Origin of the sequence: Bradyrhizobium sp. 138 (genome assembly GCF_023074075.1) — a bacterium.
In the GTDB taxonomy this organism is placed as follows: domain Bacteria; phylum Pseudomonadota; class Alphaproteobacteria; order Rhizobiales; family Xanthobacteraceae; genus Bradyrhizobium.
In genome coordinates, this window is the sequence record NZ_JADPKT010000100.1 from 62805 (window position 1) to 86621 (window position 23817).

Annotated in this window: 18 protein-coding genes; 15 read left to right on the top strand and 3 right to left on the bottom strand. The window is 63.8% G+C overall.

Annotated elements, in window-relative coordinates:
* The first annotated feature begins 152 nt into the window (after positions 1 to 152).
* From IVA79_RS35935 to IVA79_RS35975, 9 genes are all read left to right on the top strand, one after another.
* Entirely contained in the window at positions 153 to 962 is an 810-nt protein-coding gene (locus IVA79_RS35935) for an ABC transporter permease (protein ID WP_247561981.1), read from the top strand.
* Positions 963 to 1014: 52 nt separating this feature from the next.
* Positions 1015 to 2007, top strand: a complete 993-nt coding sequence (locus IVA79_RS35940; protein ID WP_247561983.1) for an ABC transporter substrate-binding protein — start codon at positions 1015 to 1017, stop codon at positions 2005 to 2007.
* A gap of 14 nt (positions 2008 to 2021) precedes the next feature.
* Positions 2022 to 2849, top strand: a complete 828-nt coding sequence (locus IVA79_RS35945) for an ABC transporter ATP-binding protein (RefSeq protein WP_247562166.1) — start codon at positions 2022 to 2024, stop codon at positions 2847 to 2849.
* 3 nt (positions 2850 to 2852) lie between these two features.
* Positions 2853 to 4250, top strand: a complete 1398-nt coding sequence (locus IVA79_RS35950) for a hypothetical protein (protein ID WP_247561985.1) — start codon at positions 2853 to 2855, stop codon at positions 4248 to 4250.
* The gene (locus tag IVA79_RS35955) at positions 4247 to 5398 is read left to right on the top strand and encodes a Gfo/Idh/MocA family oxidoreductase (protein ID WP_247561987.1); all 1152 of its coding nucleotides are present in this window, start codon (positions 4247 to 4249) and stop codon (positions 5396 to 5398) included. The genes IVA79_RS35950 and IVA79_RS35955 overlap by 4 nt, the downstream gene beginning before the upstream one ends.
* A gap of 10 nt (positions 5399 to 5408) precedes the next feature.
* The gene (locus tag IVA79_RS35960; protein ID WP_247561988.1) at positions 5409 to 6599 is read left to right on the top strand and encodes a dihydrodipicolinate synthase family protein; all 1191 of its coding nucleotides are present in this window, start codon (positions 5409 to 5411) and stop codon (positions 6597 to 6599) included.
* Complete coding sequence (locus IVA79_RS35965) at positions 6599 to 7462, top strand: sugar phosphate isomerase/epimerase family protein (RefSeq protein WP_247561990.1); 864 nt, start codon at positions 6599 to 6601, stop codon at positions 7460 to 7462. The genes IVA79_RS35960 and IVA79_RS35965 overlap by 1 nt, the downstream gene beginning before the upstream one ends.
* A gap of 181 nt (positions 7463 to 7643) precedes the next feature.
* Positions 7644 to 9140: a TIR domain-containing protein gene (locus IVA79_RS35970; protein ID WP_247561992.1), complete on the top strand. Its 1497-nt coding sequence runs from the start codon at positions 7644 to 7646 to the stop codon at positions 9138 to 9140.
* A gap of 10 nt (positions 9141 to 9150) precedes the next feature.
* Positions 9151 to 12438, top strand: a complete 3288-nt coding sequence (locus IVA79_RS35975; protein WP_247561993.1) for a WD40 repeat domain-containing protein — start codon at positions 9151 to 9153, stop codon at positions 12436 to 12438.
* A 114-nt stretch (positions 12439 to 12552) separates the two neighbouring features.
* On the opposite strand, the gene IVA79_RS35980 is transcribed toward IVA79_RS35975, so the two are convergent.
* Positions 12553 to 13677 (bottom strand): Spy/CpxP family protein refolding chaperone, encoded by a 1125-nt coding sequence (locus IVA79_RS35980; protein WP_247562167.1) that lies wholly within the window; start codon positions 13675 to 13677, stop codon positions 12553 to 12555.
* Between IVA79_RS35980 and IVA79_RS35985 the strand changes: the two genes are divergently transcribed.
* Positions 13666 to 14244, top strand: coding sequence for a hypothetical protein (locus IVA79_RS35985; RefSeq protein ID WP_247562172.1), 579 nt, complete (start codon positions 13666 to 13668; stop codon positions 14242 to 14244). The genes IVA79_RS35980 and IVA79_RS35985 overlap by 12 nt on opposite strands.
* Positions 14245 to 14680: 436 nt before the next feature.
* On the opposite strand, the gene rocD is transcribed toward IVA79_RS35985, so the two are convergent.
* Complete coding sequence (gene rocD, locus IVA79_RS35990; protein ID WP_247561995.1) at positions 14681 to 15895, bottom strand: ornithine--oxo-acid transaminase; 1215 nt, start codon at positions 15893 to 15895, stop codon at positions 14681 to 14683.
* Between the two features lie 207 nt (positions 15896 to 16102).
* Entirely contained in the window at positions 16103 to 17323 is a 1221-nt protein-coding gene (locus tag IVA79_RS35995; RefSeq protein ID WP_247561996.1) for a cytochrome P450, read from the bottom strand.
* 105 nt (positions 17324 to 17428) lie between these two features.
* On the opposite strand from IVA79_RS35995, the gene IVA79_RS36000 reads away from it, so the two are divergent.
* From IVA79_RS36000 to IVA79_RS36020, 5 genes are all read left to right on the top strand, one after another.
* Complete coding sequence (locus tag IVA79_RS36000; protein ID WP_247561998.1) at positions 17429 to 17971, top strand: phosphonopyruvate decarboxylase; 543 nt, start codon at positions 17429 to 17431, stop codon at positions 17969 to 17971.
* Positions 17968 to 18558, top strand: a complete 591-nt coding sequence (locus tag IVA79_RS36005) for a thiamine pyrophosphate-dependent enzyme (RefSeq protein ID WP_247562007.1) — start codon at positions 17968 to 17970, stop codon at positions 18556 to 18558. The genes IVA79_RS36000 and IVA79_RS36005 overlap by 4 nt, the downstream gene beginning before the upstream one ends.
* A gap of 160 nt (positions 18559 to 18718) precedes the next feature.
* Positions 18719 to 19405: a TetR/AcrR family transcriptional regulator gene (locus IVA79_RS36010; RefSeq protein WP_247562009.1), complete on the top strand. Its 687-nt coding sequence runs from the start codon at positions 18719 to 18721 to the stop codon at positions 19403 to 19405.
* Between the two features lies 1 nt (position 19406).
* Positions 19407 to 20600 (top strand): efflux RND transporter periplasmic adaptor subunit, encoded by a 1194-nt coding sequence (locus IVA79_RS36015; RefSeq protein WP_247562011.1) that lies wholly within the window; start codon positions 19407 to 19409, stop codon positions 20598 to 20600.
* Between the two features lie 71 nt (positions 20601 to 20671).
* Positions 20672 to 23767: a MexW/MexI family multidrug efflux RND transporter permease subunit gene (locus tag IVA79_RS36020; RefSeq protein ID WP_247562013.1), complete on the top strand. Its 3096-nt coding sequence runs from the start codon at positions 20672 to 20674 to the stop codon at positions 23765 to 23767.
* Positions 23768 to 23817 lie beyond the last annotated feature (50 nt).

A 23817-nucleotide genomic window follows, 5' to 3' on the forward strand; every position in this document is an offset into this window, starting at 1 on the left:
TCGCTCCTGGCGCCAACCCGGATTGCGCTTTCGCCCCATCCGGGTACGAAACCGCGGAACCCGCCGCAAAACGTCACAGGGAAAGCTCTGGACAGTATTTATCCAACGGGTTAATTTCTTCCGACAACGAAGAAGAATGCCGGGAGTGAAAATTGGCCGAGCTTAAGCAGCAAGGTGCAGTGTCCAAGGTGCTGAATGCCGCCTGGGTTCGGCCGTTTTTGTTCCTCGTCTTCATCGTCGTCGCCTGGGATCTTTCGATCCGGCTGTTCAAAATTCCCGCCTATCAGATCCCGTCGCCGGGCGATGTGATTGCCGTGCTGCGCACGGAATGGCCGGAGCTGCTGCGCCAGTCCTGGCCGACGACCTATGCGACCGTCTGCGGTTTCGCGCTGTCCGCTCTATTCGGCATCCCCGTCGCGATGCTGATCGCGGGCTCCAAGACGGTGGAGAGCTACGTCTATCCGCTGCTGGTGTTCTCGCAATCCGTGCCGAAGATCGCGATCGCGCCGCTGTTTGTAGTCTGGTTCGGCTTCGGCATCATTCCCAAAGTCATTTCGGCGTTCCTGCTCGGCTTTTTCCCCGTAGTGGTCTCCGCCGTGCAGGGATTCAAGTCGGTTGACCCCGATATGGTCGATCTCGCCCGCGCCATGCAGGGGAGCCGCTTCCAGGTGTTCCGCGCGGTGAACCTGCCGCATGCGCTGCCGGCGATCTTCTCCGGCCTCAAGGTGTCGGTGACGCTCGCCGTGGTCGGTGCCGTCGTCGGCGAGTTCGTCGGCTCCAATTCCGGCATCGGCTACGTCATGCAGCGCTCGATCGGCACGTTCGATCTGCCGACGATGTTCGCGGCCCTTGTCATTCTCGCGCTGCTCGGCGTGGTCCTGTTCTGGGTCGTCGACCGGATCGAGAAGCTGGTCATTCCCTGGCATGTCAGCCAGCGTGAGGACGTGATTTTCGCCTCTTAAACTTAAGCAACGGCCACCAACGGCCGGAATATAACGGCAAGGGAGAGTGACGATGAAGCGATGGATTGGGGCTGCATCCGTGGCGCTGATGGCGTTTACAGTTGCGCCGGCGCAGGCGGCCGACAAGGTCGTGCTGATGCTGAACTGGTACGTCTATGGCGAGCACGCGCCGTTCTATTACGGCAAGGCCAAGGGCATCTACGCCGCCGAAGGCATCGACCTCGAGATCCAGGAAGGCCGCGGTTCGGCCGCGACCACGCAGGCCGTGGCCGCCAAGACCGCCGATTTCGGCTATGTCGACGTCCCCACCATGATGCGCGCCGCGATCAAGGGCGCGCCGGTGGTTGCGACCGGCGTGCTGCTGCAGACCTCACCGATGTCCGCGATGGGCTTCGCCGACAAGAACATTAGGAAGCCCGAGGACATCAAGGGCAAGACGGTCGCGATCACGCCGGCCGATTCCATGACCCAGATCTGGCCGCTGTTCCTGAAGAAAACCGGCCTGAAGGAAAGCGACTTCAAGACCGTTGCCGGAGACGGCCAGACCAAGCTCAACGCGGTGATCAACGGCCAGGCCGACCTCCTGCTCGGCTACGTCATGGACCAGTCGATGAAGATCAAGGACGCCACCGGCAAGGACGTCTATCCGATCAAGTTTGCCGACTACGGCATCAACATGGTGTCCTCCGGCATCATCGCCAACGCCGACTATGTGAAGGCCAATGCCGACATCGTCCGCCGCTTCATGTCGGCGACGACCAAGGCCATCGAAGCCGCCGAGAAGGAGCCGAAGGCCGCGGCGCAATCGATCCTCGATGCCAACCCCAAGGGCGGCAAGATCGACACGCTGACACAGGGCTTCGAGCTGACCATCCCGCTCTACCGGACCGCGGAGACCAAGAGCAAGCGGCCGTTCCAGGTCACCGACCAGAACATGACCGACACCGTCAATCTGCTGGTCGAATATGGCGGCCTCGACGCCAAGGCCAAGGAGAACCCGAAGGCCTTCTACACCAACGATTACCTGCCGAAGAGTGGCTCGTGAAACCTGCGACCGTCATGAATGAAGCCGCGCAGCCGGCCGCGCATCTGAGACTGGTGAGCGACCGGGCCGGCGATGCGTCGGGCATCAAGCTGTCGGGCGTGTCGAAAACCTACCGGACGCGCGATGGCGATGTGCCATCGCTGCGGCCGCTCGACTTCCACATCAATGACGGCGAGTTCTTCGTCGTGGTCGGCCCGTCCGGCTGCGGCAAGTCCACGCTGCTCAAGCTGATCTCGGGCCTGCTGCCGCCGACCACGGGCGAGATCCTGGTCGAGGGCGAGAAGGTGACGACGCCGCACGGCAATGTCGGCATCGTGTTCCAGAACGCCCTGCTCTTGCCCTGGCGCAACGTCCTCAACAACGTGATGCTGCCGATCGACATGAAGCGGCTGCCGCGGCAAAAATATCTCGATCGCGCCAAGGCGCTGTTGAAGCTGGTCGGGCTCGATGGCTTCGAGAAGAAGCTGCCCTGGCAGCTCTCCGGCGGCATGCAGCAGCGCGCCTCGATCTGCCGTGCGCTGGTGCACGATCCCAAGATCATGCTGATGGACGAGCCGTTCGGTGCGCTCGATGCGCTGACGCGCGAGCGCATGAATGTCGAATTGATGCGGATCCAGCGCGAGACGAAGAAGACGGTGCTGCTGATCACGCATTCGATCCCCGAGGCCGTGTTCCTTGCCGACCGCGTGCTGGTCATGACCGAGCGCCCCGGCGCGATCGCCGCGATCTACGACGTGCCGCTGCCGCGTCCGCGCTCGCTCGACGTGATGGCCGACCCGGTGTTTACGGAGCTAGTGCAACGCATCCGCAAGCACTTCTTCTCGCAAGGTTCGCTGGACTAAACCATGGCACTGCGCCTGAAGCTGCGAGACATCGCCTTCTTCGAACGTCCCGTGCAGTTCGCGCGACCGTTCCGCTTTGGCGCGGTGACCATCAACGCCACGCCGCAGCTGTTCGTGCGGGTCGAGATCGAGGTCGAGGGCAGGGGGAGCGCGGTCGGGGCCAGCGCCGAGCTGCTGGTGCCAAAATGGTTCGACAAGCGGCCGGAGTTGTCGCCGGCGCAGACGATCGATGGCTTGCGTCGCTCGCTGGAAATCGCGCGCGGGCTTTATCTTGCACGGACCGGATTTCTGACGGCGTTTGACCTCCACGCCTCGTGCATCGGTGCCCAGGTCGCGACCTGTGCAAAAAAGAACATTCCGGCGCTTGCGGCGGCCTATGGTTCGGCGGAAATCGACAAGGCGATCCTCGATGCGCTGCTGCGCGGTGTTGAAACCAACTTTTTCGACGGAATGACCGGCAATATCGCGGGCATCGATGCGCGGCTTTCCCCTGACCTGAGCGAGAGGGACATCAGGACATTTCTCTCCAGCCGGGTGCCGCTGGAGCGTGTTGCCATCAGGCATACGGTCGGCCTCGATGATGTCGTTGATGGCGAGGGCGGTGTTGCCGATGCCCGCGAAAACGCCGGGGCGAATTACTTCAAGCTGAAGCTGTCGGGCGATCCCACCGCCGATGCGGCGCGGCTGGTGCGGATCGGCAAGGAGCTGGATACGCTTGGGCGCGGCACCAAGGTGACGCTCGACGCCAACGAGCAGTACGCCGATCTTGCCGTGCTGGGCGCGCTGATGGACCGGCTCGATCATGATCCCGCATTGCGGCCGATCACCTCGCGCTTGCTCTATGTCGAACAGCCGATGCCGCGCGACATCACGCGGCAATCGCCGCTCGGCCCGCTGGCTTCGCATGGCTTCATCATCGACGAGGCCGACGATTCCTACGATGCATTCCCGGCGGCGCGGGCGCTGGGCTATTGCGGCATTTCCTCGAAGTCCTGCAAGGGGCTCTACAAGTCCATCGTCAACGCGACGCGTGCGGCGAAATGGAGCGCGGGCGGCGAAAGGTTCTTCGTGACCGGCGAGGACCTCACCTGTCAGGCCGGCCTTGCGGTGCAGCAGGATCTCGCGCTCGGTGCCCTGATCGGCGTCACCCATGCCGAGCGCAACGGCCACCACTATGTCGAAGGTTTTGGCGAGGCGCCCGCTGCCGAAGTGCAGGCCTTCGCGGCCGCGCATCCCGATCTCTATGCCGATGCCGGGCAAGGCATCCGGCTCTCCATCCACGACGGCGATCTCCTGACGGGATCGCTTCACACAACGGGCTTTGCGACCTCGGTCCATCCGGACTGGTCGGCGCTGCGCCCGCTCGAACAGCCAAGATCACTTCAGGAGCAATTGGCATGACCACCCAACGCCTCGGCCTCATCATGAACGGCGTCACCGGCCGCATGGGGCTCAACCAGCATCTGATCCGCTCGATCGTCGCGATCCGCGACCAGGGCGGCGTGCGCCTGAAGAACGGCGACCGCGTGATGCCCGACCCGATCCTGATCGGCCGCAGCGCGGAGAAGATCGAGGCGCTCGCCAAGCGCTACAACATCACCCGCTGGAGCACTGACCTCGATGCGGCGCTCGCCGACAACAACGACACCATGTTCTTCGACGCCGCAACCACGCAGGCGCGCCCTGGTCTTCTGACCCAGGCCATCAATGCCGGCAAGCACGTCTATTGCGAGAAGCCGATCGCGACGAATTTCGAGGACGCGCTCGAGGTCGTCAAGCTCGCCAATGCCAAGGGCGTCAAGCACGGCACGGTGCAGGACAAGCTGTTCCTGCCGGGCCTGAAGAAAATCGCGTTCCTGCGCGATTCGGGCTTCTTCGGCCGCATCCTCTCGGTGCGCGGCGAGTTCGGCTATTGGGTGTTCGAAGGCGGCTGGCAGGAGGCGCAGCGCCCGTCCTGGAACTATCGCGACGAGGACGGCGGCGGCATCATCCTGGACATGGTCTGCCACTGGCGCTACGTGCTCGACAATCTCTTCGGCAACGTCCAGAGCGTGAGCTGCATCGGCAACACCGACATCCCCGAGCGTTTTGACGAGCAGGGCAAGAAGTACAAGGCGACCGCGGACGATTCCGCATATGCGACGTTCCAGCTCGAGGGCGGCGTCATTGCCCACATCAACATGTCCTGGGTCACGCGCGTCTATCGCGACGATCTCGTCACTTTCCAGGTTGATGGCACGCACGGCTCGGCAGTCGCAGGCCTCACCGACTGCATGATCCAGGCGCGGCAGGCCACCCCGAGGCCGGTCTGGAATCCCGACGAGAAGCGGCTGCATGATTTCTACGGCGACTGGCAGAAGCTTCCCGACAACGTCAGCTACGACAACGGCTTCAAGGAGCAGTGGGAGATGTTCATCCGCCACGTCTATGAGGATGCGCCCTACAAGTACACGCTGCTCGAAGGCGTCAAGGGCGTGCAGCTCGCCGAATGCGCGCTGAAGAGCTGGAAGGAGCGGCGCTGGATCGACGTCGCCCCGATCAAGGCCTGAGGAGGGACGCATGAACAAGCCCGTCCAGCCGATGTCGTCATTGTCGCTCAAGCTGCCGAAGGCCGATCGCTCGATCGAGACTTACCGGCTCGCGGCCTCCCGTACGTTCCCCGCAAAGCTCGAGGGGCCGCTCAACCGCATCGCCTTCTCGGCCGTGCACACGGTGGCCGATCCCTTCGCCGATAACGACCCCTGGCTGTCGGTCGCCGTCGACTGGGACAAGACCATCGCGTTTCGCGAGCACGTCTGGGACCTCGGCCTCGGCGTTGCCGAAGCCATGGACACCGCGCAGCGCGGCATGGGGCTGGACTGGCCGACCTCGCTGGAGCTGATCACGCGCTCGGTCGGCGCCGCCAAGCGGCGCAACGCGCTGGTGTTCTCCGGCGCTGGCACGGACCATCTCGCGGTTGAGGATGCCAGGGGCCTCGACGACGTGATCCGGGCCTACGAAGAACAGGTCTCGGCGGTCGAGAAGGTCGGCGGCCGCATCATCCTGATGGCGTCGCGCGCGCTTGCGAAACTCGGCCGCAACGCTGACGACTACGCAAAAGTCTATGACCGCGTGCTGTCGCAGGTCCGCGAGCCCGTGATCATCCACTGGCTCGGCGACATGTTCGATCCGGCGCTGACGGGCTATTGGGGCACCAAGGATCTCGACAAGGCGATGGACACGGCTGTCGCCATCATCAATGGCAACGCCGCCAAGGTCGACGGCGTCAAGGTTTCGCTGCTCGACAAGCAGCGCGAGATCGACATGCGCAGGCGTCTCGACCAGCGCATCAAGATGTATACGGGCGACGACTTCAACTATGCGGAGTTGATCGCCGGCGACGAACAGGGCTTTTCGCACGCGCTGCTCGGCATCTTCGATGCGATCGCGCCGGCGGCGTCCTACGCGCTGTCGCGGCTCGCGGCGGGTGACGAAGCGGGATTCCACGACGTGCTGGGCCCGACCGTGCCGCTGTCGCGCCACATCTTCAAGGCGCCGACGCGCTTCTACAAGACCGGCGTTGTGTTCATGGCCTATCTCAACGGCCACCAGGATCACTTCACCATGGTCGGGGGCCAGGAGAGCACGCGCTCCACGCTGCATCTGGCTGAGCTGTTCCGTCTCGCCGACAAGGCCGGCCTGCTCGCCAATCCTGAACTCGCGACGCAGCGGATGAAGACCGTGCTCGCCACCCACGGTATCGAATCCTGATGCGCGATTTCTCGTCCGACCACCGCTGGCTGTCGCTGAATACGGCGACCGTCCGCAAGCAGGGTGACCTCGTCGAGATCGTCGATGCCTGTGCCAAGCACGGCATTCGCGCCATCGATCCCTGGCGCGACCAGGTCGCAACCGTCGGTCTCGAGCGCGCCGCGCGCGCGGTCCGCGATGCCGGCCTCGATCTGTCAGGCTATTGCCGCGGTGGGATGTTCACCTCGGACACCTCGCGCCGGGGCGAGGTGCGCGACGATAACAAGCGCTGCGTCGATGAAGCCAGGGCGCTGGGCGCGCCCTGCATCGTCCTCGTCGTCGGCGGCCTGCCGCAATATTCGCGGCCGGGCAGCGCGGCGTCGAAGGACATCTTGGCGGCACGGGGGCAGGTCGAGGAGGCCCTCGCCGACATGCTCGACTATGCCAAACAGGCCAAGCTGCCGCTGGCGATCGAGCCCCTGCATCCGGCCTATGCCGCCGAACGCGCCTGCGTGAACACGACCAAGCAGGCGCTCGACATCTGCGACCGGCTCGATCCTGATCGTAGCGGCATGCTCGGCGTCGCGCTCGACGTCTATCACATCTGGTGGGATCCGGAGCTGATGGGCCAGATCGCGCGTGCCGGCCAAGATCGCCTGCTCGCCTTCCATGTCTGCGACTGGCTGGTGCCGACCAGGGACATCCTCAACGACCGCGGCATGATGGGCGACGGCGTCATCGACATCAAATCGGTGCGCAACGCGGTCGAAGCGCAGGGCTTCGCCGGCTATTCCGAGATCGAGATCTTCTCCAACGATTGGTGGGGCAAGCCGATGGACGAGGTGCTGCGCACCTGCATCTCGCGGCATAAGACGGTGGTGTAGCCATCGATGCCGAATTTGTGATCTTCCACAAGTGGCCCATTTCACATAAAATCACCTGAGGTTGTTGCAGTTTTGTCAGCTACGGCAGACAGGCTTTTTGCCTGTCCCGTTCTCTTGCATGTCCCTTTGCCTTTCGCGACGCTGGCGGTGAAGCGCGTCGCATGTCGTTTGGATGGCGCGAATGGATTTCAAGAATGACGTCTTCATCAGTTTTAGCCATATCGACAACGAGCGGATTAGCGACCGGTTCGACGGCTGGATCACCCGCTTTCACAAGGTGCTGGCGAGATTTCTGAGCAAGCACCTCGGCGCGGACGCGAAGATCTGGCGAGACACCAGGCTTGCCGACGGCCATGTGCTGCAAGACGAGATCATCACCCAGTTGCAGCAGTCGGCGGTAATGCTCTCGGTGATTTCGCCACGCTATCTCAAATCGGAATGGTGCACGCGGGAGATGCACGAATTCTGCGAGCATGCCCGGCGGAGCGGCGGGCTGGCGGTCGGCAGCACGCAGCGCCTGGTCCCAATCGTCAAGACACCGGTCGACGGCCCGCTTCCGCCCATCATGAAGGACGTTTGGGTCCGCGACTTCTTTACGTTGGAAGACGGTGTACCCATCGAATTCGACGAGGCTTACGGCGAAAAGTATGGCCAGGATTTCCTCAAGCAGGTGATTCAGCTTGCCTTCCGTCTCAAGGAGACGCTCAACGCCCTGCGCGGTAACGGCTTGCCCGTGTCGCAGAAGCCGGTCGTCTACCTCGCCGAATGCAGCCACGACCGCAAGCGTGACAGGGAGATGATCGGCGGGGAGTTGTTGAGGCTCGGATACACGGTCTTACCGGATCGTCGCCTGCCTCCCGACGAAGACGAATGCATCGCAGTCGTGGACGAGATGCTGTCACGTTGCGCGTTGTCGGTCCACCTGGTCGGCGCCGGTTATGGCGCCGTGCCGGACGGTCCCTCCGGCAAATCGGTCACGATCCACCAGAACGAGCGCGCCGTGGCGCGCGCCAGGAGTGGCGGGCTCAAGCGCCTGATCAGCCTGCCGGCAACGACCCACCCGGAGCAACCGGCCCAGCAGGCTTTCGTCAAGGCGCTCCGCGAGGATGCCGAGGTGCAATACGGAGCCGATCTCATTGCTGGCGACGTCGAAGAATTGAAGGCGTCGATTCGCGCCACGCTGGAAGCGATCGAACGGCCCGCACCGGTGCGCGTCAGCCAGGTGGAGGCGGAGGTGGCGGAGCAGGACAACGGGCTGATCTATCTCATCTGCGACCAGAAGGATCGTGAGCGCAAGATCGCGAATCCGTTGCGAAAGGTGTGCCGGCAGCTCGGCTTCAGGGTCGAGACGCCCGTATTCGAGGGCGATGCGGCGAGCGTCCGCAAGGCGCATAGGGATCTACTTGGAGCATGCGACGCGATCATCCTGTTCTACGGCGCCGGCGATCCCGCGTGGAAGCGCGCGATGGAGAGCGAACTCAGGAAGGTCGGCGGCTATCGGCGCGGCAAGGCGCTGCCGGCGCGATACACCTGCGTGGCCGGGGAAAGCACGCCGGACAAGCAGGAGATCGTCGAGACGGAAGACGACGGACTGATTGTCGCTCTGGAAGGCGTGACGGATGCGGCGTTGGCGAACTCGGTGAAGAACGCCTTCAAAAACCGTGGCGTGCCCCTATGAGGGATCTGTCATGAGAGAGCTGGCTCAAGACGCGCTGGAAAATCCATTCCCAGGGTTGCGGTCTTTCCAGGAGGAAGAGGAGCATTTGTTCTTCGGGCGCGAGAATCAGGTCGACACCATGGTCGACAAGCTGGCCGCAACCCATTTCCTCACTGTGGTCGGCACGTCCGGCAGCGGCAAATCCTCCCTCGTCAATTGTGGATTGCGGCCGGCGCTGCGCCGGGGTCTCATGGCTGGCGCCGGAACGTCATGGCGCATGGCGCAGTTCCGGCCGGGCAATGAACCAATCCGCGCAATGGCGCGTGCGCTCGCCGAGAACGATGCGTTGTCTTCCGATGATGACGACGACGACGTTCTCCCGCTTCCACAGCTCGTCGAGACCACCTTGCGCATGAGCAAGCTTGGGCTGATCGATGTCTTCGAGCAGGCGGGGCTCGGCGCGGACGTCAATCTTCTGCTCGTGGTCGACCAGTTCGAGGAGCTGTTCCGCTATCGGCAACTCGTCATCGCGAGCCCGGACGAAGGACGCGCCGCGGAAGAGGTGACGGCCTTCGTGAACCTGCTGCTGGAAGTCAGGGAGCGTGCACCGGCGCGGATTTTCGTCGTTCTGACCATGCGTTCCGATTTCCTCGGGGATTGCACCCAATTTCCCGGGCTCGCCGAGGCGATCAATGCCGGACAATATCTGGTCCCGCGTCTGACGCGGGACGAGCGCCGCGACGCGATCGAGGGACCGGTCCAGGTGCGTGGTGCCCAGCTCTCGCCCGTGCTGCTGACGCAACTCGTCAACGACGTCGGCGATAATCCGGACCAGTTGTCGATTCTCCAGCATGCGCTGAACCGCACCTGGGCCTATTGGCGAAAGCAGGGCGGCCAGGGTCCGCTGGAACTCGAACACTACGCGGCGATCGGTACGATGGCCAAGGCGCTCAACCAGCACGCCGACGAGGCGTTGCGCGATCTGGCGAACGACCGGCAGAGGCAGATCTGCGAGAAGATGTTCAAGGCGCTCACGGACAAGGCGAGCGATCCGCGTGGCGTCCGTCGTCCGACCACGGCCGCAACTCTGTGCGCCCTGACTGATGGGAGCATGGACGAGATCACCAGCGTGGTGGACGTGTTCCGCGAGAAAAGCCGGTCCTTCCTGATGCCGTCGATCAAGGAAAAGCTGCGCGCCGATTCGGTTGTCGACATCTCCCATGAAAGCCTGATGCGGGTGTGGGAACAATTGAATAGCTGGGCGAGCGAGGAGGCGCAGTCGGTTCGCGTGTATCGACGGCTCGCCGAAGCGGCGCAGGAGTACGGTCGAGGGGAGACAAGCCTCTACACCGATCCTCAGCTTCAGGTCGCGCTCGATTGGCGCAAGCAGAACAGACCCAATGCGACGTGGGCCGAACGCTATCATCCCGGCTTCGTCGGGGCGATGGCTTTTCTGGATAAGAGCAGGGCCAAAGCGGCCGAACAGAAACGGCGTCAGCAACGTGCGCTCCGGATCACGCAGGCGACAGCCCTTGGCATGTCCTTGCTTGCTGCCGCTGCCGGCTATTTTGGCTGGATGGCTCGTCAGGCGTCGGTCGATGCGGACGCGAGTCGCGAAATCTCCCGGCGCACGCTTGTGCAATCGGAGCGCTCGAAATCAAGTCGGCTTGCCTTGTTGGCGGCGCAAGATCCAACCAATCAGTCCAGGAAGATTCTGTTGGCGTTGGAAAGTCTGCCGGACCAGAAGAGCTCGGACGCGGACGTGGCGGGACGGCCGCGAATTCAGAAAATGCAGCAACTGCTTGCCAGCTCGATCAGAAGTCTGCGCGAAGTCCTGATCTTCGATGGTCATAGCGAGGCCGTCAACAGCGTGGTCGTCGTGGCGGACGGCAAGCGCATCATCACCGGCTCTGACGACCGCACCGTGCGACTCTGGGAATCCGGCACAGGCGACGAGCTTGCGCGTGTCGAGGTTGAAGATGCAGTCCTGAGCGTTGCGGCTTCGTCCGATGGACAGCGTATCGTGGCAAGGCTTGCAAATGGAGCAGTGAGAGTCTGGCCCGCCAGTCTGCAGGGAACGTCGTACACGCTCGATGGTCACGGCAGTCGCGTCTTTTCTGTCGCGCTGGCACAAGATGGCACCCGCATTGTGTCCGGGTCAGACGACGGCATCGCGCGCGTCTACGATGTCGATAGTGGCAAGCAGCTGCTCGAACTGGAGAAGCAAACCAACGCGATTCTCGGCGTGGCCGTGGCGCCCGGCGGCGGGAAACTTGTCACGGGTCAGGCTGATAGGACGGCCAGGGTTTGGGATGCAAGGACGGGCAGCGAATTGGTCAAGCTTCAGGGGCACTTGCGCTCGGTTTCAGGGGTGGCCGTGTCACCGGATGAGACCCGGATCATAACGTGGTCTGCGGACCGTACGGTTCGATTGTGGGACAGCGAGTCAGGCGAGGAGTTGCAACGTATCGAGCTCGGCGCCACCCCGCTCAGCGTTGCGTGGGCACCGAACGTAAATCGAACGAACGCGATCGTGGTTGGAACAGATAATGATTCCGTGAGCGTATGGGCCGTGGCTCCACGCAAGGAGGCGGCCCCCATTCTCGTGACGAAGAGTCCCGAGTTCATTCGATTGAGAGGTCACAATGGTGATGTCCGAAGCCTGGCCATCACGCCTGACGGTCGTGCGATCGTTACGGTATCAGCAGACAACACGGCGAGAATTTGGAAGGTCGTGGGGCCGTACGCGGAGGTTGACACGCCGGACGATACAGCGGCCTCGCAGGTACTTGTCGAGGTCGGGAGGCGGGTCGTGCCGCGTTGTCTCACGCTCCAAGAACGCATCGACTTGGAGTTGACGCCCAGGCCTCCGACTTGGTGTATCAAGCAAGGGAAGTATCCCTACAACACAGAGTTCTGGCGCGATTGGGAGGCCGGAAAGCAGCGTTTGGATTCGAAGCTTTCGGAGAGATTTGGCAATTTCTCTGACGATGTCCTGAAGAAGGGCGGCGACGCTCGAATTGCATTGGATGCCGCCCAGCTCGGCATTGATTTTGACCCCTCGAAACTTTGGATAAGGGTCAATCGCGCGCACGCGTTCATGTTCCTGGGCCAGACGGACCTTGCTCGTAAGGAATATCTGCAACATTGCGCAGAAAAATTGGAGGTTGAGGGAGACGTTACCTGGCGAGACGGAGTCTTGCAGGATTTCCAGAAATTGCGTGCCAACGGCCGTTCTGACCCGCTGATGGACGAGATTGAACAAAGTTTTGGTTCTGGCGGTTGTCCGCCGGCGCCCTATAAGCTGTGGCGGTGGTGACGGGCAGCGCCATAGCCGGGATGATGCACCTCACAAAGCGCTGGCGGGCTCATTCAGAATCCGGTTCGCAATGCTCGCGAGATAGGGCCTTCAGCCGATGTCGCCCGGCGGCGGTCACTGGCCTGCGACCTGTTGCAGCGTGTTGAAGCGCGCCTTCTGCTCGCTGCTCAGCGTGGCATAGAACTCGTCCAGGGCGGGTTCGACCAGCTTGGCGGCCGTCAGCATGGCCTCGAGCCGGTGCTGCATCGCTTCCAGCCGCCCGACCGGCGTCAGAGGCACATCATTCGGACAGGCCGCCTGCAGGCCCTCAACGCCCTTCTCCGTTGCTTCGCTGAGGCGGTCGAGTGCCTCCTTCTGCCTGCCGGCGGGGTGGAGCACAGCCTCGATCCTCTGGATCGGCAACTGCGTCAGGCTGGACTTGGGATCGCCGCAGCCCTCGCTACCCGCCTCCTGCTGCTGCGGCGAGCGCTCGCCGACTTTGGGGCCGAGCGCGTTGAAGCGGGCCTGCTGTTCGTCACTGAGCGAGTTGTAGAAATTCTCCAGTGCCGGTCGCACGATCTTGACGGCCTCCAGCGTCGCGCTGATGCGGTTCATCATGGCGCGCAGGCGGCCAGGCGGAGTCAGTGCATAGGTCTCCGCGCAGGAGTCCTTGAACACGGCGGCAGCGTTGACCGCCGCATTCTTCAACTCATCGAGCAGTGCGCGTTGCTCCGGCGCCGGCTGTACGGCTCGCGCGATATCGGCAAGCGGCCAGGCGGTGACGCCTTGGTCCGGTGTACCGCACAATTGCTGTAGCGTTTGCGGGCTGACGCCGGCGCGCGAACGCGCGCGGTAACTGCCGCCGGCTTGCGGATAGTCGGAGGGGTTGATGCTGGCATAGGCGGAGTAGGGGCCGTCACCACCCCAGAACACGGTGTCGACGAAGTCGTCATAGGCGTACGCCCAATAGCCGGGCTCGTAAGCATAGGACCAGAACGTGTAGTCAAAAATGTCGGAATAGGCGTAAGGCCAGAACACCGGCCCAAGCCACGCCACGAACACCGCGGGATGGCGGTGACGCCACGCCTGCCGCGGAGCCCAGCCGCTCTGGCGCGTGGTGAGTGCAGCCTGGGCTTGCGCAGGAGCCTGCTCGCGGAAGCGCTCTGCAAACCGCCCGCGCTGGGCAGCCTGCGCAGCGGCCGCAATCGCCGGCGCCCGCCCGGCCGGAGCTTGTAGTCCAAGCCGCTGTTGACGCGCCACATCGCTTTGTTGCGCGCGCTGTTCGCGCTCAAGCAAGCGGTTCTGCGTCTGGAGCGTCCGTTGCTGCGCGCGCAACGCCCGCGCGCCTTCCGGTTTCTGCGCCTGGAGTTGCTGCACGCGCTGCTGCAGGCGTTCGATGCGGGTCTGGCGCTCCGTGGTCTGACGCGACAGCATCTCGCGCTGCCGCTGCTCGACGTGCTGCGAGCGCTGTTGGACGCGTTGCTCGCGCTCAAGAAGGCGGCTCTGCGACTGCAGCAACCGTTGCTGCTGGTGTTGCGCCCTTGCGCCTTCCGGCTTCTGCGATTGCAATTGCTGCACGCGTCGCTGCAAGCGGTCGATGCGGTCTTGGCGTTCCGCGGATTGGCGCGAAAGCATCTCGCGCGGCGGTCCCGATCGCTCGCTCACGGCCGGTGGTGCACTCGGGCGAGAAGGGGAAGCGATATGCGGTGTCGGCCGCGGTGCCATGGCCGGACGTTCCGGCGCCCGATGGAATTCGCGCCTTGGCGCCGCCACCTGCGGGGCGGCTCGCGGGGCGCTGAAATGTGGGGACGGACGGGGCGGCGGTGAGGCGATGTGGGGCGCCGGACGTGGAGCCATGGCCGGCCGCTGCGGCATGGAAGGTGGATGGAAGGCCGGGGCGGCGGGACGTGCCATGGCAGGAGGCGCCGCCGGACGGGCCATGGCAGGAGGCGCTGCCGGACGGGCCATGGCTGGCGGCGCTGCCGGGCGGGCCATAGCCGGTGGTGCTGCTGGCCGCGCTGCCGGGGCTGCGGCTGGCCCTGGTGGTCCGCCCCTTCCATGTCCCTGGCCGGGCCCTTGGGCGAACGCGCCGACGCTGACCGCCAGCATCGAGACACCAACGAAAACAGTCGTAAGGCAAACGCCACGCGGAAGCATGATCACAGCTCCCAGCTCGTAATCGCCCACGAATGTCAACGCACAGCCGGCGGAATCGTTCGTTGTTGGCCGCGGCCGGCGTGCGATCTTCCGACGCAGGGCTGCCTCAAGAGAAGTTCTGCGTCAGGGTGGTGGTGAGCTGCTCCAGCGCCCAGTCGACCTGGTCGCTGGTGATCACCAGCGGCGGGGCGATGCGGATCGTATGCTCATGGGTATCCTTGGCGAGGATGCCCTTGGCCTGGAGCGCCTCGCAGTAACGGCGAGCGCGGCCGGCCTCGGGATCCAGCTCGACCGCCAGCATCAAGCCGCGTCCGCGCACCTCGCGGATCGTATTGGAACGGATGTCATTCAAGCCTTCCAGAAAGCGGGCGCCTTGCCTCGCCGCGTTCTCGATCATGCCTTCCTCGACCAGCACGCGGATCGCCGCGCGCGCCACCGCGCAGGCAAGCGGGTTGCCGCCAAAGGTCGAACCATGCTGCCCGGGTCTCAATGTCCCGAGCACGTCGTTGTTCGAGAGCACGGCCGACACCGGATAAAAGCCGCCGGACAGGGCCTTGCCGAGCAGCGTCACGTCCGCCTCGATGCCTTCATGCTGTTCAGCGAGCAGCTTGCCGGTGCGGCCGAGCCCGGTCTGGATCTCGTCGAGCACCAGCATCACGTTGTTGGCGGTGCAGAGCTTTCGCACCTCAGTGAAATAGCCGGCCGGAGGAATGATGACACCGGCTTCGCCCTGGATCGGCTCGACCAGAAAGGCGACGGTGTTTGGCGTGATTGCGTCTTCCAGCGCCGCGGCGTCGCCGAACGGGATGATCCTGAAGCCCGGCGCGAACGGCCCGAAGTGCGCGCGCGTCTCGGGGTCGGTCGAAAAGCCGACGATGCCCAGCGTGCGTCCGTGGAAATTGTTGGCGCAGACGATGATCTCAGCCTGGCCGTCCGGCACGCCCTTCACCTCATAGCCCCATTTGCGCACCGACTTGATCGCGCTTTCGACCGCCTCGGCGCCGCTGTTCATCGGCAGCACCTTATGGGAACCGGTGAGCGCCGCGATCTCCTCGTAGAACAAGGCGAGCTGATCGTTGTGGAAGGCGCGCGAGGTGAGCGTCAGCCTTTGTGCCTGTTCGACCATCGCCGCCAGGATCTTGGGATGGCAGTGGCCCTGGCTGACCGCCGAATAGGCCGAGAGGCAATCGAGATAACGGTTACCATCGGTATCCCAGACCCAGACACCTTCGCCGCGGGACAGGACGACCCCGATCGGCTCGTAATTATGGGCGCCAAAGCGCGCTTCTGTTGCGACGAAATCAATGACGGATGAACTCATCTGTCGTCGCTCCATGGCTGCGCGCACCGGGCTCTCAACTTGATTTGGGTATCGGTCTGCCGCCTTGGAAGCCTTCACCCGCCCGATTGCGGGCCGAGGCCTGATTTGCCTGCAATGTCAGATGGTTCTGCGGAACCACACGGCATCGTGCGCCGGCCCGGTCTCTACTGTGCATGGGGTTGTTTTCGCAATTTTGTTTTGGAGGCCTCAACCGATCGCGCAAGGCACGCTCAAAAAGCCCCGAAACCGCACCCGTCCGCCCCGCACCGGCTTGCCGCTGACGGCATAGTTCGGGAAGCGCGCCAGGAAGCGCGAGATCGCGATCGCGCCCTCCAGCCGCGCCAGCGCCATGCCGGCGCATTGATGCGCGCCGGTAGCGAAGGCGAGATGCCGGTTCGGCGTGCGCGCGATGTCGAAGCGTTCGGGGTCGGGAAACTGCGCGGGATCGCGATTGGCAGCGCCAATGCACAGCGTCACCGACGTGCCGGCATCGAGCATGACGCCGCCGAGCTCGACGCGTTCGGTGGTCATGCGGTTGCCGAGCTGGTTGGAGCTCTCGTAGCGCAGCATCTCCTCGACGGCGGTCTTGATCATGTCGGGGTTTTCGATCAGGCGCTGCTTCTGGTCCGGATTCCTGTCCAGCGCGACGAGGCCGTTGCCGATCAGGTTGGTGGTGGTCTCATGCCCGGCATTGAGCAGGAAGATACAATTGTGCAGCAGCTCCTTCTCGGTTAACCGTTCGCCGTTCTCCTCGCCCTGGATCAGCCGCGTCAGCACGTCGCGCTCGGGATTGCCGGGCTTTTGGCGCCGCCGTGCGACCAGCGTTTCGAGGTAGGCGAGGAAGTCCCGCACCGCCTTGTTGCCGCGCGCGGCCGCTTCGGGCGACACCACGGGTTCGAGCGCGCCCAGGATCGCCAGAGACCAGTCTCGCAGCGGCCCGCGTTCCTCGTGGGGCACGTCGAGCAGATTGCCGATCACCTCGATGGGAATGGACGCGGCGAAATCCTCGATCAGCTCGCAAGCGCCCTTGGCGGCGATGGCGTCGAGCAGGCCGTCGACCAGCTTGATGATATCAGGCTCCATCCCTGCGATCGCACGCGGCGACAGCGCGCCCATGATCAGGCGGCGGACGCGGGTATGCGCGGGCGGATCGTTGAAGACGAGGCTCGTGGTGTGATGCTCGTAGAGCAGGGTGTCGCCGTATTTCGGCGCGAATTCGCGCTTCTTGTCCGAGCTGAACGATCTTGTGTTCTTGTAGGTGGTGACGAGGTCGTCGTAGCGGGTCAGGAACACCGTGCCGCTGCGCAGGCGCTTGACCGGCTCGTTCTCCCGCAGTGCACGATAGGTCGGGTAGGGGTTGTCGTAGAACTCCGGCGTCAGCTTCTCGAGGTCGAAGCTTGCGGCCAGCTCCTTCGCATCTGCGTTCATCCCGTTATACTCGCCGGTTAAAGCCGTTATGCCGTTTTTGTTGTTCTGGGCGACGCGTGCCTGCGTCTACAGTCTTTAGACACTGCTAGCCGACCGGACAGAAAAATGCACGCGCGCGCTGACGCTCCCGACACGGCCCCGAATTGGCCCGACGACATCTTTGCGACATTGCAGCGCTTCGACGTCCGGCAGGTGCCTTATGTGCCCGATGCCGGCCATTCGAAGCTGATCCAGCGGGTGCTGGATTGCTCCACCATGCGCGGCATTCCTCTCACGACCGAGGAGGAGGGCGTGGCGCTCCTCGCCGGCGCCTGGACCGGCGGGCAGCGCGGCGTGCTGCTGATGCAGTCGAGTGGCGTCGGCAACTGCATCAACATGCTGTCGCTGATACCGATCCTGCGCTTTCCGTTCCTCACCCTCGTGACCATGCGCGGCGAGTGGGGCGAGTTCAATCCGTGGCAGGTGCCGATGGGGTCGACCACGCAGGGCGTGTTCGAGCTCTCCGGCGTCAAGGTGCTGCGCGCCTCGACCGCAGCCGAGGTGCCGGCCGTGCTGGAGGCCGCTGCGGCGCAGGCCTACAACGCGCTCACCCCCACCGCTGTTCTGCTGTCGCAGCGTCTGATCGGCGCCAAGGTTTTCACCAAATGAGCAAGGCCAATCTCCTCGACCGCCGGCAGGTGGTCTCCACGCTGCTCGCGAACCGCAAGGACGTCGTTGCGATCGGCGGCCTTGGTGCCTCGACCAACGACATGTGCGCGGCCGGCGACCACGCCCGCAACTTCTATCTCTGGGGCGGCATGGGCGGCGCCGCGATGATCGGGCTTGGGCTGGCGTTGGCACAGCCGAAGCTGCCGGTATTGGTCATCACCGGCGACGGCGAAATGCTGATGGGCATGGGCAGCCTTGCCACCATCGGCCTGCAGAAACCGGCCAACCTCTCGATCGCGGTGCTCGACAATGAGGCCTATGGCGAGACAGGCGGCCAGACCAGCCACACCTCGGCCGCCGCCGATCTCGTCGGCGTCGCCAAGTCCTGCGGCATCGAGGACAGCCGGGCCGTGACGACCATGGCCGAGGTCGAAGCCTTTGCCAAAGCCGTCCACGATGTCTCGGCCGGGCCGCGCTTTGCCAATGTGAAGATCGACAGCGCCGGCCTGGAGCGCATTTTGCCAAGCCGGGATGGGACTTACATCCTCAACCGGATCCGCGGAGAACTCGGCTTCCAGCCGATCTAGGGCGGGCCTGTCCATTCCCGCGGCGCCCACGTCCTGCACGCAGCCCGTGCGGGCTGGCCCAATTTCCACTGAATCTACAACGTACTTAGGTTGCGATGCAACATAGTGCTTGACTTCTGCGTGGGTGAGTGCTTACTCACCCAGCATGAGCTCATTGCGTATGACGAGCGACCTGAGGCGTCAATTGATCCTCGGCGCCGCAAAGCGCTGCTTTGCCCGACATGGCTATACCGGCACCACGACGAAGAGCGTGGCGGCCGCCGCTGCCATTTCCGAGGCGCTGCTGTTCAAGCATTTCCCATCCAAGGCGGCGCTCTACGCCGAAATTCTCAGCGACGAATGCGAGGCCGATCCGGCCTTCATGGAGCTGCTCGAGCGCGAGCCGTCGACCGCCACGCTGGTCGAGCTGATCCGCGGCATGGTCCAGCATTTCATGCACATCGCTGACGGTCCCGATCAGGAAGAGGCGCAGCGCCTGCGGCTGATGGCCACCAGCCATTTGGATGATGGCGAATTCGCCCGTTTGCTGTATGCCAAGATCGAGACGCTGATCGGGGCGGTCTTCGTCGCCTCGCTCGAACGTGCCGTTGCCGGCGGTGACGCGCGGCCATGCAGCGGCGAACCGCTCAACCTATTCTGGTTTGCACATCACACGGTGATGACCGCAGCGCTGACCAGGCTGCCGGCCACGCCTTGCCTCGTCTACGGCAAGGCTGAAGACCTCGAGCGGCAGCTCTGTGAGTTTCTCCTCAGGGGTATCGGACTTAACGACGCCGCAATTGCTTCGCATCTGGGCCACAATCAGGCCGCGGATGCCGGCAGGACGGCGATTGCAGAGAGTGCATGACATGAACATCGTAACCGAACACAAGATTTCGGGCGAACCGATCGACAACAAGGCTCCCAAGCGTCCGGTCCGGCCGGTGCTCTGGTTCGTCATCGTCGGCACGCTGCTGGCCGTGCTCGTCGGTGGCCTCGTCTGGTTCAATTATTTCCGCGGCCAGATGATCAAGCAGTTCTTTGCCAACAACAAGCCGCCGCCGACCGCGGTCAGCGCGGCGGAGGCGAAGTCCGAGGTGGTGCCGAACCTGCTCACCGCAGTCGGCGGCCTCGTCGCCGTGCATCAGGTCGACGTCAGCGCCGACGTCAACGGCCGCGTCACCGAGATCAAGTTCGAGCCGGGCACGCGTGTCGAGGCCGGCACGCCGCTGGTGCAGCTGTTCGACGCGCCGGAGCAGGGCGACCTTGCCAACTACAAGGCCCAGGCGACCGTGGCGCAATTGTCGCTCGATCGCGCCAAGCAGCTCGCCGCGCGCCAGTTCGGTCCGCAGGCGACCGTCGATACCGCGCAGGCCGCCTATGACCAGGCGCAGGCCGGCATCGCCAAGACCGAGGCGCTGATCTCGCAGAAGCTGGTGCGCGCACCGTTCGCCGGCGATCTCGGCGTCCGCAAGGTCGAAGTCGGCCAGTATCTGACGGCAGGTACGGCAATCGTGTCGCTGACCGATCTGTCGGAGCTGTGGGCCAACTTCACCGTGACCGAGAAGGATTCCGGCAGCCTCAAGGTCGGCCAGACCGTCCGGCTCAAGGTCGATGCCTATCCGGGCCGCACCTTCGAGGGCAAGATCACCACGATCGAGCCGCAGATCGCGAGCGACACCCGGAATATCCGCGTGCAGGCGACGGTCGCCAATCCCGACAAGATCCTGAAGCCCGGCATGTTCGTGACCACCACGGTGGTGCTGCCGAACAAGCCGGCCGTGATCACCGTTCCAGAGACGGCAGTCGACTACACGCTGTACGGCGACTCGGTGTTCGTGATCACCGACAAGAAGGAAGAGGACGGCAAGACCAGTCTCTCCGCGGTGCGCACCTTCGTGCAGACCGGCAACCGGGTCGAAGGTCGCGTCGAAATCATCAAGGGTCTGAAGGCGGGCGACAAGGTCGTCGCCGTCGGCCAGCTCAAGCTGCAATCGGGCGCGGCGGTGTCGATTTCTGCCGACCCGGTTCCGCAGATCCCGGCGCAGCCGCCGCGCTACTGATCCCATGACATTCGAGTGATCCGGCCTGGCCGGATCGCCTCTCTTGAGACAAAGAAATCGAGATCGCCGCGATGGCCCTTACCGATATTTTCATCAAGCGACCGGTCCTGTCGGTCGTCGTCAGCCTGCTGATCCTACTGATCGGCCTGCGCGCGGCGACGGTGCTGCCGATCCGGCAATATCCCAAACTGTCGAACACGGTCATCAACATCACGACCGTCTATCCGGGCGCGTCCGCGGACCTGATCCAGGGCTTCATCACGACGCCGATCGAGCAGGCGGTCGCGTCCGCCGAAGGCGTCGACTACATCACCTCGTCCTCGGTGCTCGGTACCTCGACGATCCAGGTCTACATCAAGCTGAACTTCGATCCGAACCAGGCGCTCACCGAGGTGCTGGCGAAGACGAATTCGGTCAAATACCTGATCCCGAAGGAGTCCAACGACCCGATCGTCACCAAGACCACGGGCCAGACCACGGCCGTGATGTATCTCGGCTTCTCGTCCGAGGAGCTCTCGGGTTCGGCGATCTCGGATTATCTGACGCGTGTGGTGCAGCCGGTGCTGTCGACCGTCGATGGCGTGGCTTCCGCCGACATTTTGGGCGGGCAGACCTTCGCGATGAGGCTTTGGCTCGATCCGGAGAAGATGGCCGGCCGCAACGTATCGCCGGGCGACGTCGCTGCGGCGATCACCGCCAACAACTTCCAGTCGGCGGCGGGCCAGACCAAGGGCTATCTGATCGTCTCGAACGTCTCGACGAACACCGGCCTGACCGACGTCAACCAGTTCAAGAAGATGATCGTCAAGGCCAAGGACGGCGGCTTCGTGCGGATGGAGGACATCGCCACCGTCGAACTTGCCGCCCAAAGCACGGATGCGAGCGTCGCCTTCAACGGTGAGCACGCGATCTTCATCGGCGTGCAGGCGACGCCACAGGGCAACCCGCTGACGCTGGTCAAGGGCGTGCGCGCACTGTTCCCCGAACTCGAGCGCAATCTGCCGCCGTCGATGAAGATGAAGGTCGCCTACGACTCGACCAAGTTCATCCAGTCCTCGATCGACGAGGTGGAGAAGACGCTGGGCGAAGCCGTGATCATCGTGATCGTGGTCATCTTCCTGTTCCTGGCTTCGCTCCGCTCGGTCATCATCCCGGTCGTCACCATCCCGCTGTCGATGATCGGCGTCTGCACGCTGATGCTGGCACTGGGATTCAGCTTCAATCTTTTGACACTGCTCGCGATGGTGCTGGCGATCGGTCTCGTGGTCGACGACGCCATCGTCGTGGTGGAGAACATCCATCGCCATCTGGAGGAGGGCAAGTCGCCGGTCCAGGCGTCGCTGCAAGGCGCGCGTGAAATCGTAGGTCCCGTCATCTCGATGACCATCACGCTCGCCGCGGTGTACGCGCCGATCGGCTTCCTTGGCGGCCTCACCGGATCGCTGTTCCGCGAATTCGCCTTCACGCTCGCCGGTTCGGTGATCGTGTCGGGCGTGATCGCGCTGACACTGTCGCCGATGATGTGCTCGGTGCTGCTGAAGAACACCGAAGAGGGCCGGTTCGCCAAGCTCGTCAACAGGGTGTTCGGCGCACTGACGCGCTGGTATGGCCGGAGGCTCGACCGCTCGCTCGATTACAAGGCCATCACGGGCCTGTTCGCGGTGACCATCCTCGGGCTCGTCGGCTTCCTCTACATGCACACGTCGAAGGAGCTGGCACCTGAGGAAGACCAGGGCATCGTGTTCGCGGTGACCAAGGCGCCGAAATACGCCAACATCGATTATGTCGATTTCTATGGCGAGAAACTCGACGAGAAATTCCAGCAGTTCCCCGAGACCGATCTGCGCTTCGTGCTGAACGGCATCAACGGCCCGCAGGGCGGCATCGCCGGCATGCTGCTCAAGCCCTGGGACGAGCGCAAGCGCTCGTCGATCCAGCTGAAGCCGCTGGTGCAGGCCGAACTCTCCAAGATCGAGGGCGTGCAGGCCTTCGCCTTCAACCTGCCGCCGCTGCCGGGCGGGCCGGGCGGCCTGCCGGTGCAGATGGTGATCAACTCCACCGCCGGCTTCCAGACGGTCTATGAGCAGATGGAGAAGCTGAAGGACGCCGCGCGCAAGAGCGGCATGTTCATCGTTTCCGACAGCGATCTCAACTACAACCAGCCCAACGTGAAGGTGACGATCGACCGCAGCAAGGCGCAGGACCTTGGCGTCAACATGCAGAACCTCGGCGCAACGCTCGCGGTGCTGCTTGGCGGCAATTACATCAACCGCTTCAATCTGGAGGGCCGGTCCTACCAGGTGATTCCGCAGGTGCCGCGCGGCAAGCGGCTCTCGCCGGAATCGCTCGGCGGCTTCTACGTGACGACCAACACCGGCCAGCAGCTTCCGCTGTCGACGGTGGTATCGATCCAGACCAAGACCGACCCGAACTCGCTGACGCACTACAATCAGCTCAATTCGGCGACGTTCTCGGCCGTGCCGATGCCCGGCGTGACCGTCGGCGCGGCGGTCGACTTCCTCGAAAGCGAGGCCAAGAAATTGCCGCAAGGCTTCAGCCACGACTATCTGGCTGACAGCCGTCAGTACGTACAGGAAGGCAACCAGCTCGCGATCACCTTCGGCTTCGCGCTGATCATCATCTTCCTGGTGCTGGCAGCGCAGTTCGAGAGCTTGCGCGATCCGCTGGTGATCATGATCTCGGTGCCGATGGCGATCGTCGGCGCGCTGATCCCGCTGTTCTTTGGCGCTGCGACCATGAACATCTACACCCAGGTCGGTCTGCTCACATTGGTCGGCCTGATCACCAAGCACGGCATCCTGATGGTGGAGTTCGCCAATGAGCTCCAGGTCAATGAGCGGCTCGACCGCCGCTCGGCCATCGAAATGTCGGCTCGCATCCGTCTGCGGCCGATCCTGATGACGACGGCTGCGATGGTGACCGGTCTGATCCCGCTCCTGACTGCGACCGGTGCGGGCGCGGCCAGCCGCTTCTCGATCGGTCTGGTCGTCGTCGCCGGCATGTCGATCGGCACCCTGTTCACGCTGTTCGTGCTGCCGGCGGTCTATGTGGTGCTGGCGACCGACCACCGCGCGGCCGCCGATTCCGAGCGGAACAAGCAGGTCAACGAGCTCGATCTCGGCGCCAAGGCGCTGCGGCCGACCTGAAGCCCCACGCAAGCGAACCACGAGGGCGGCAGCGGCCAAACCGTTGCCGC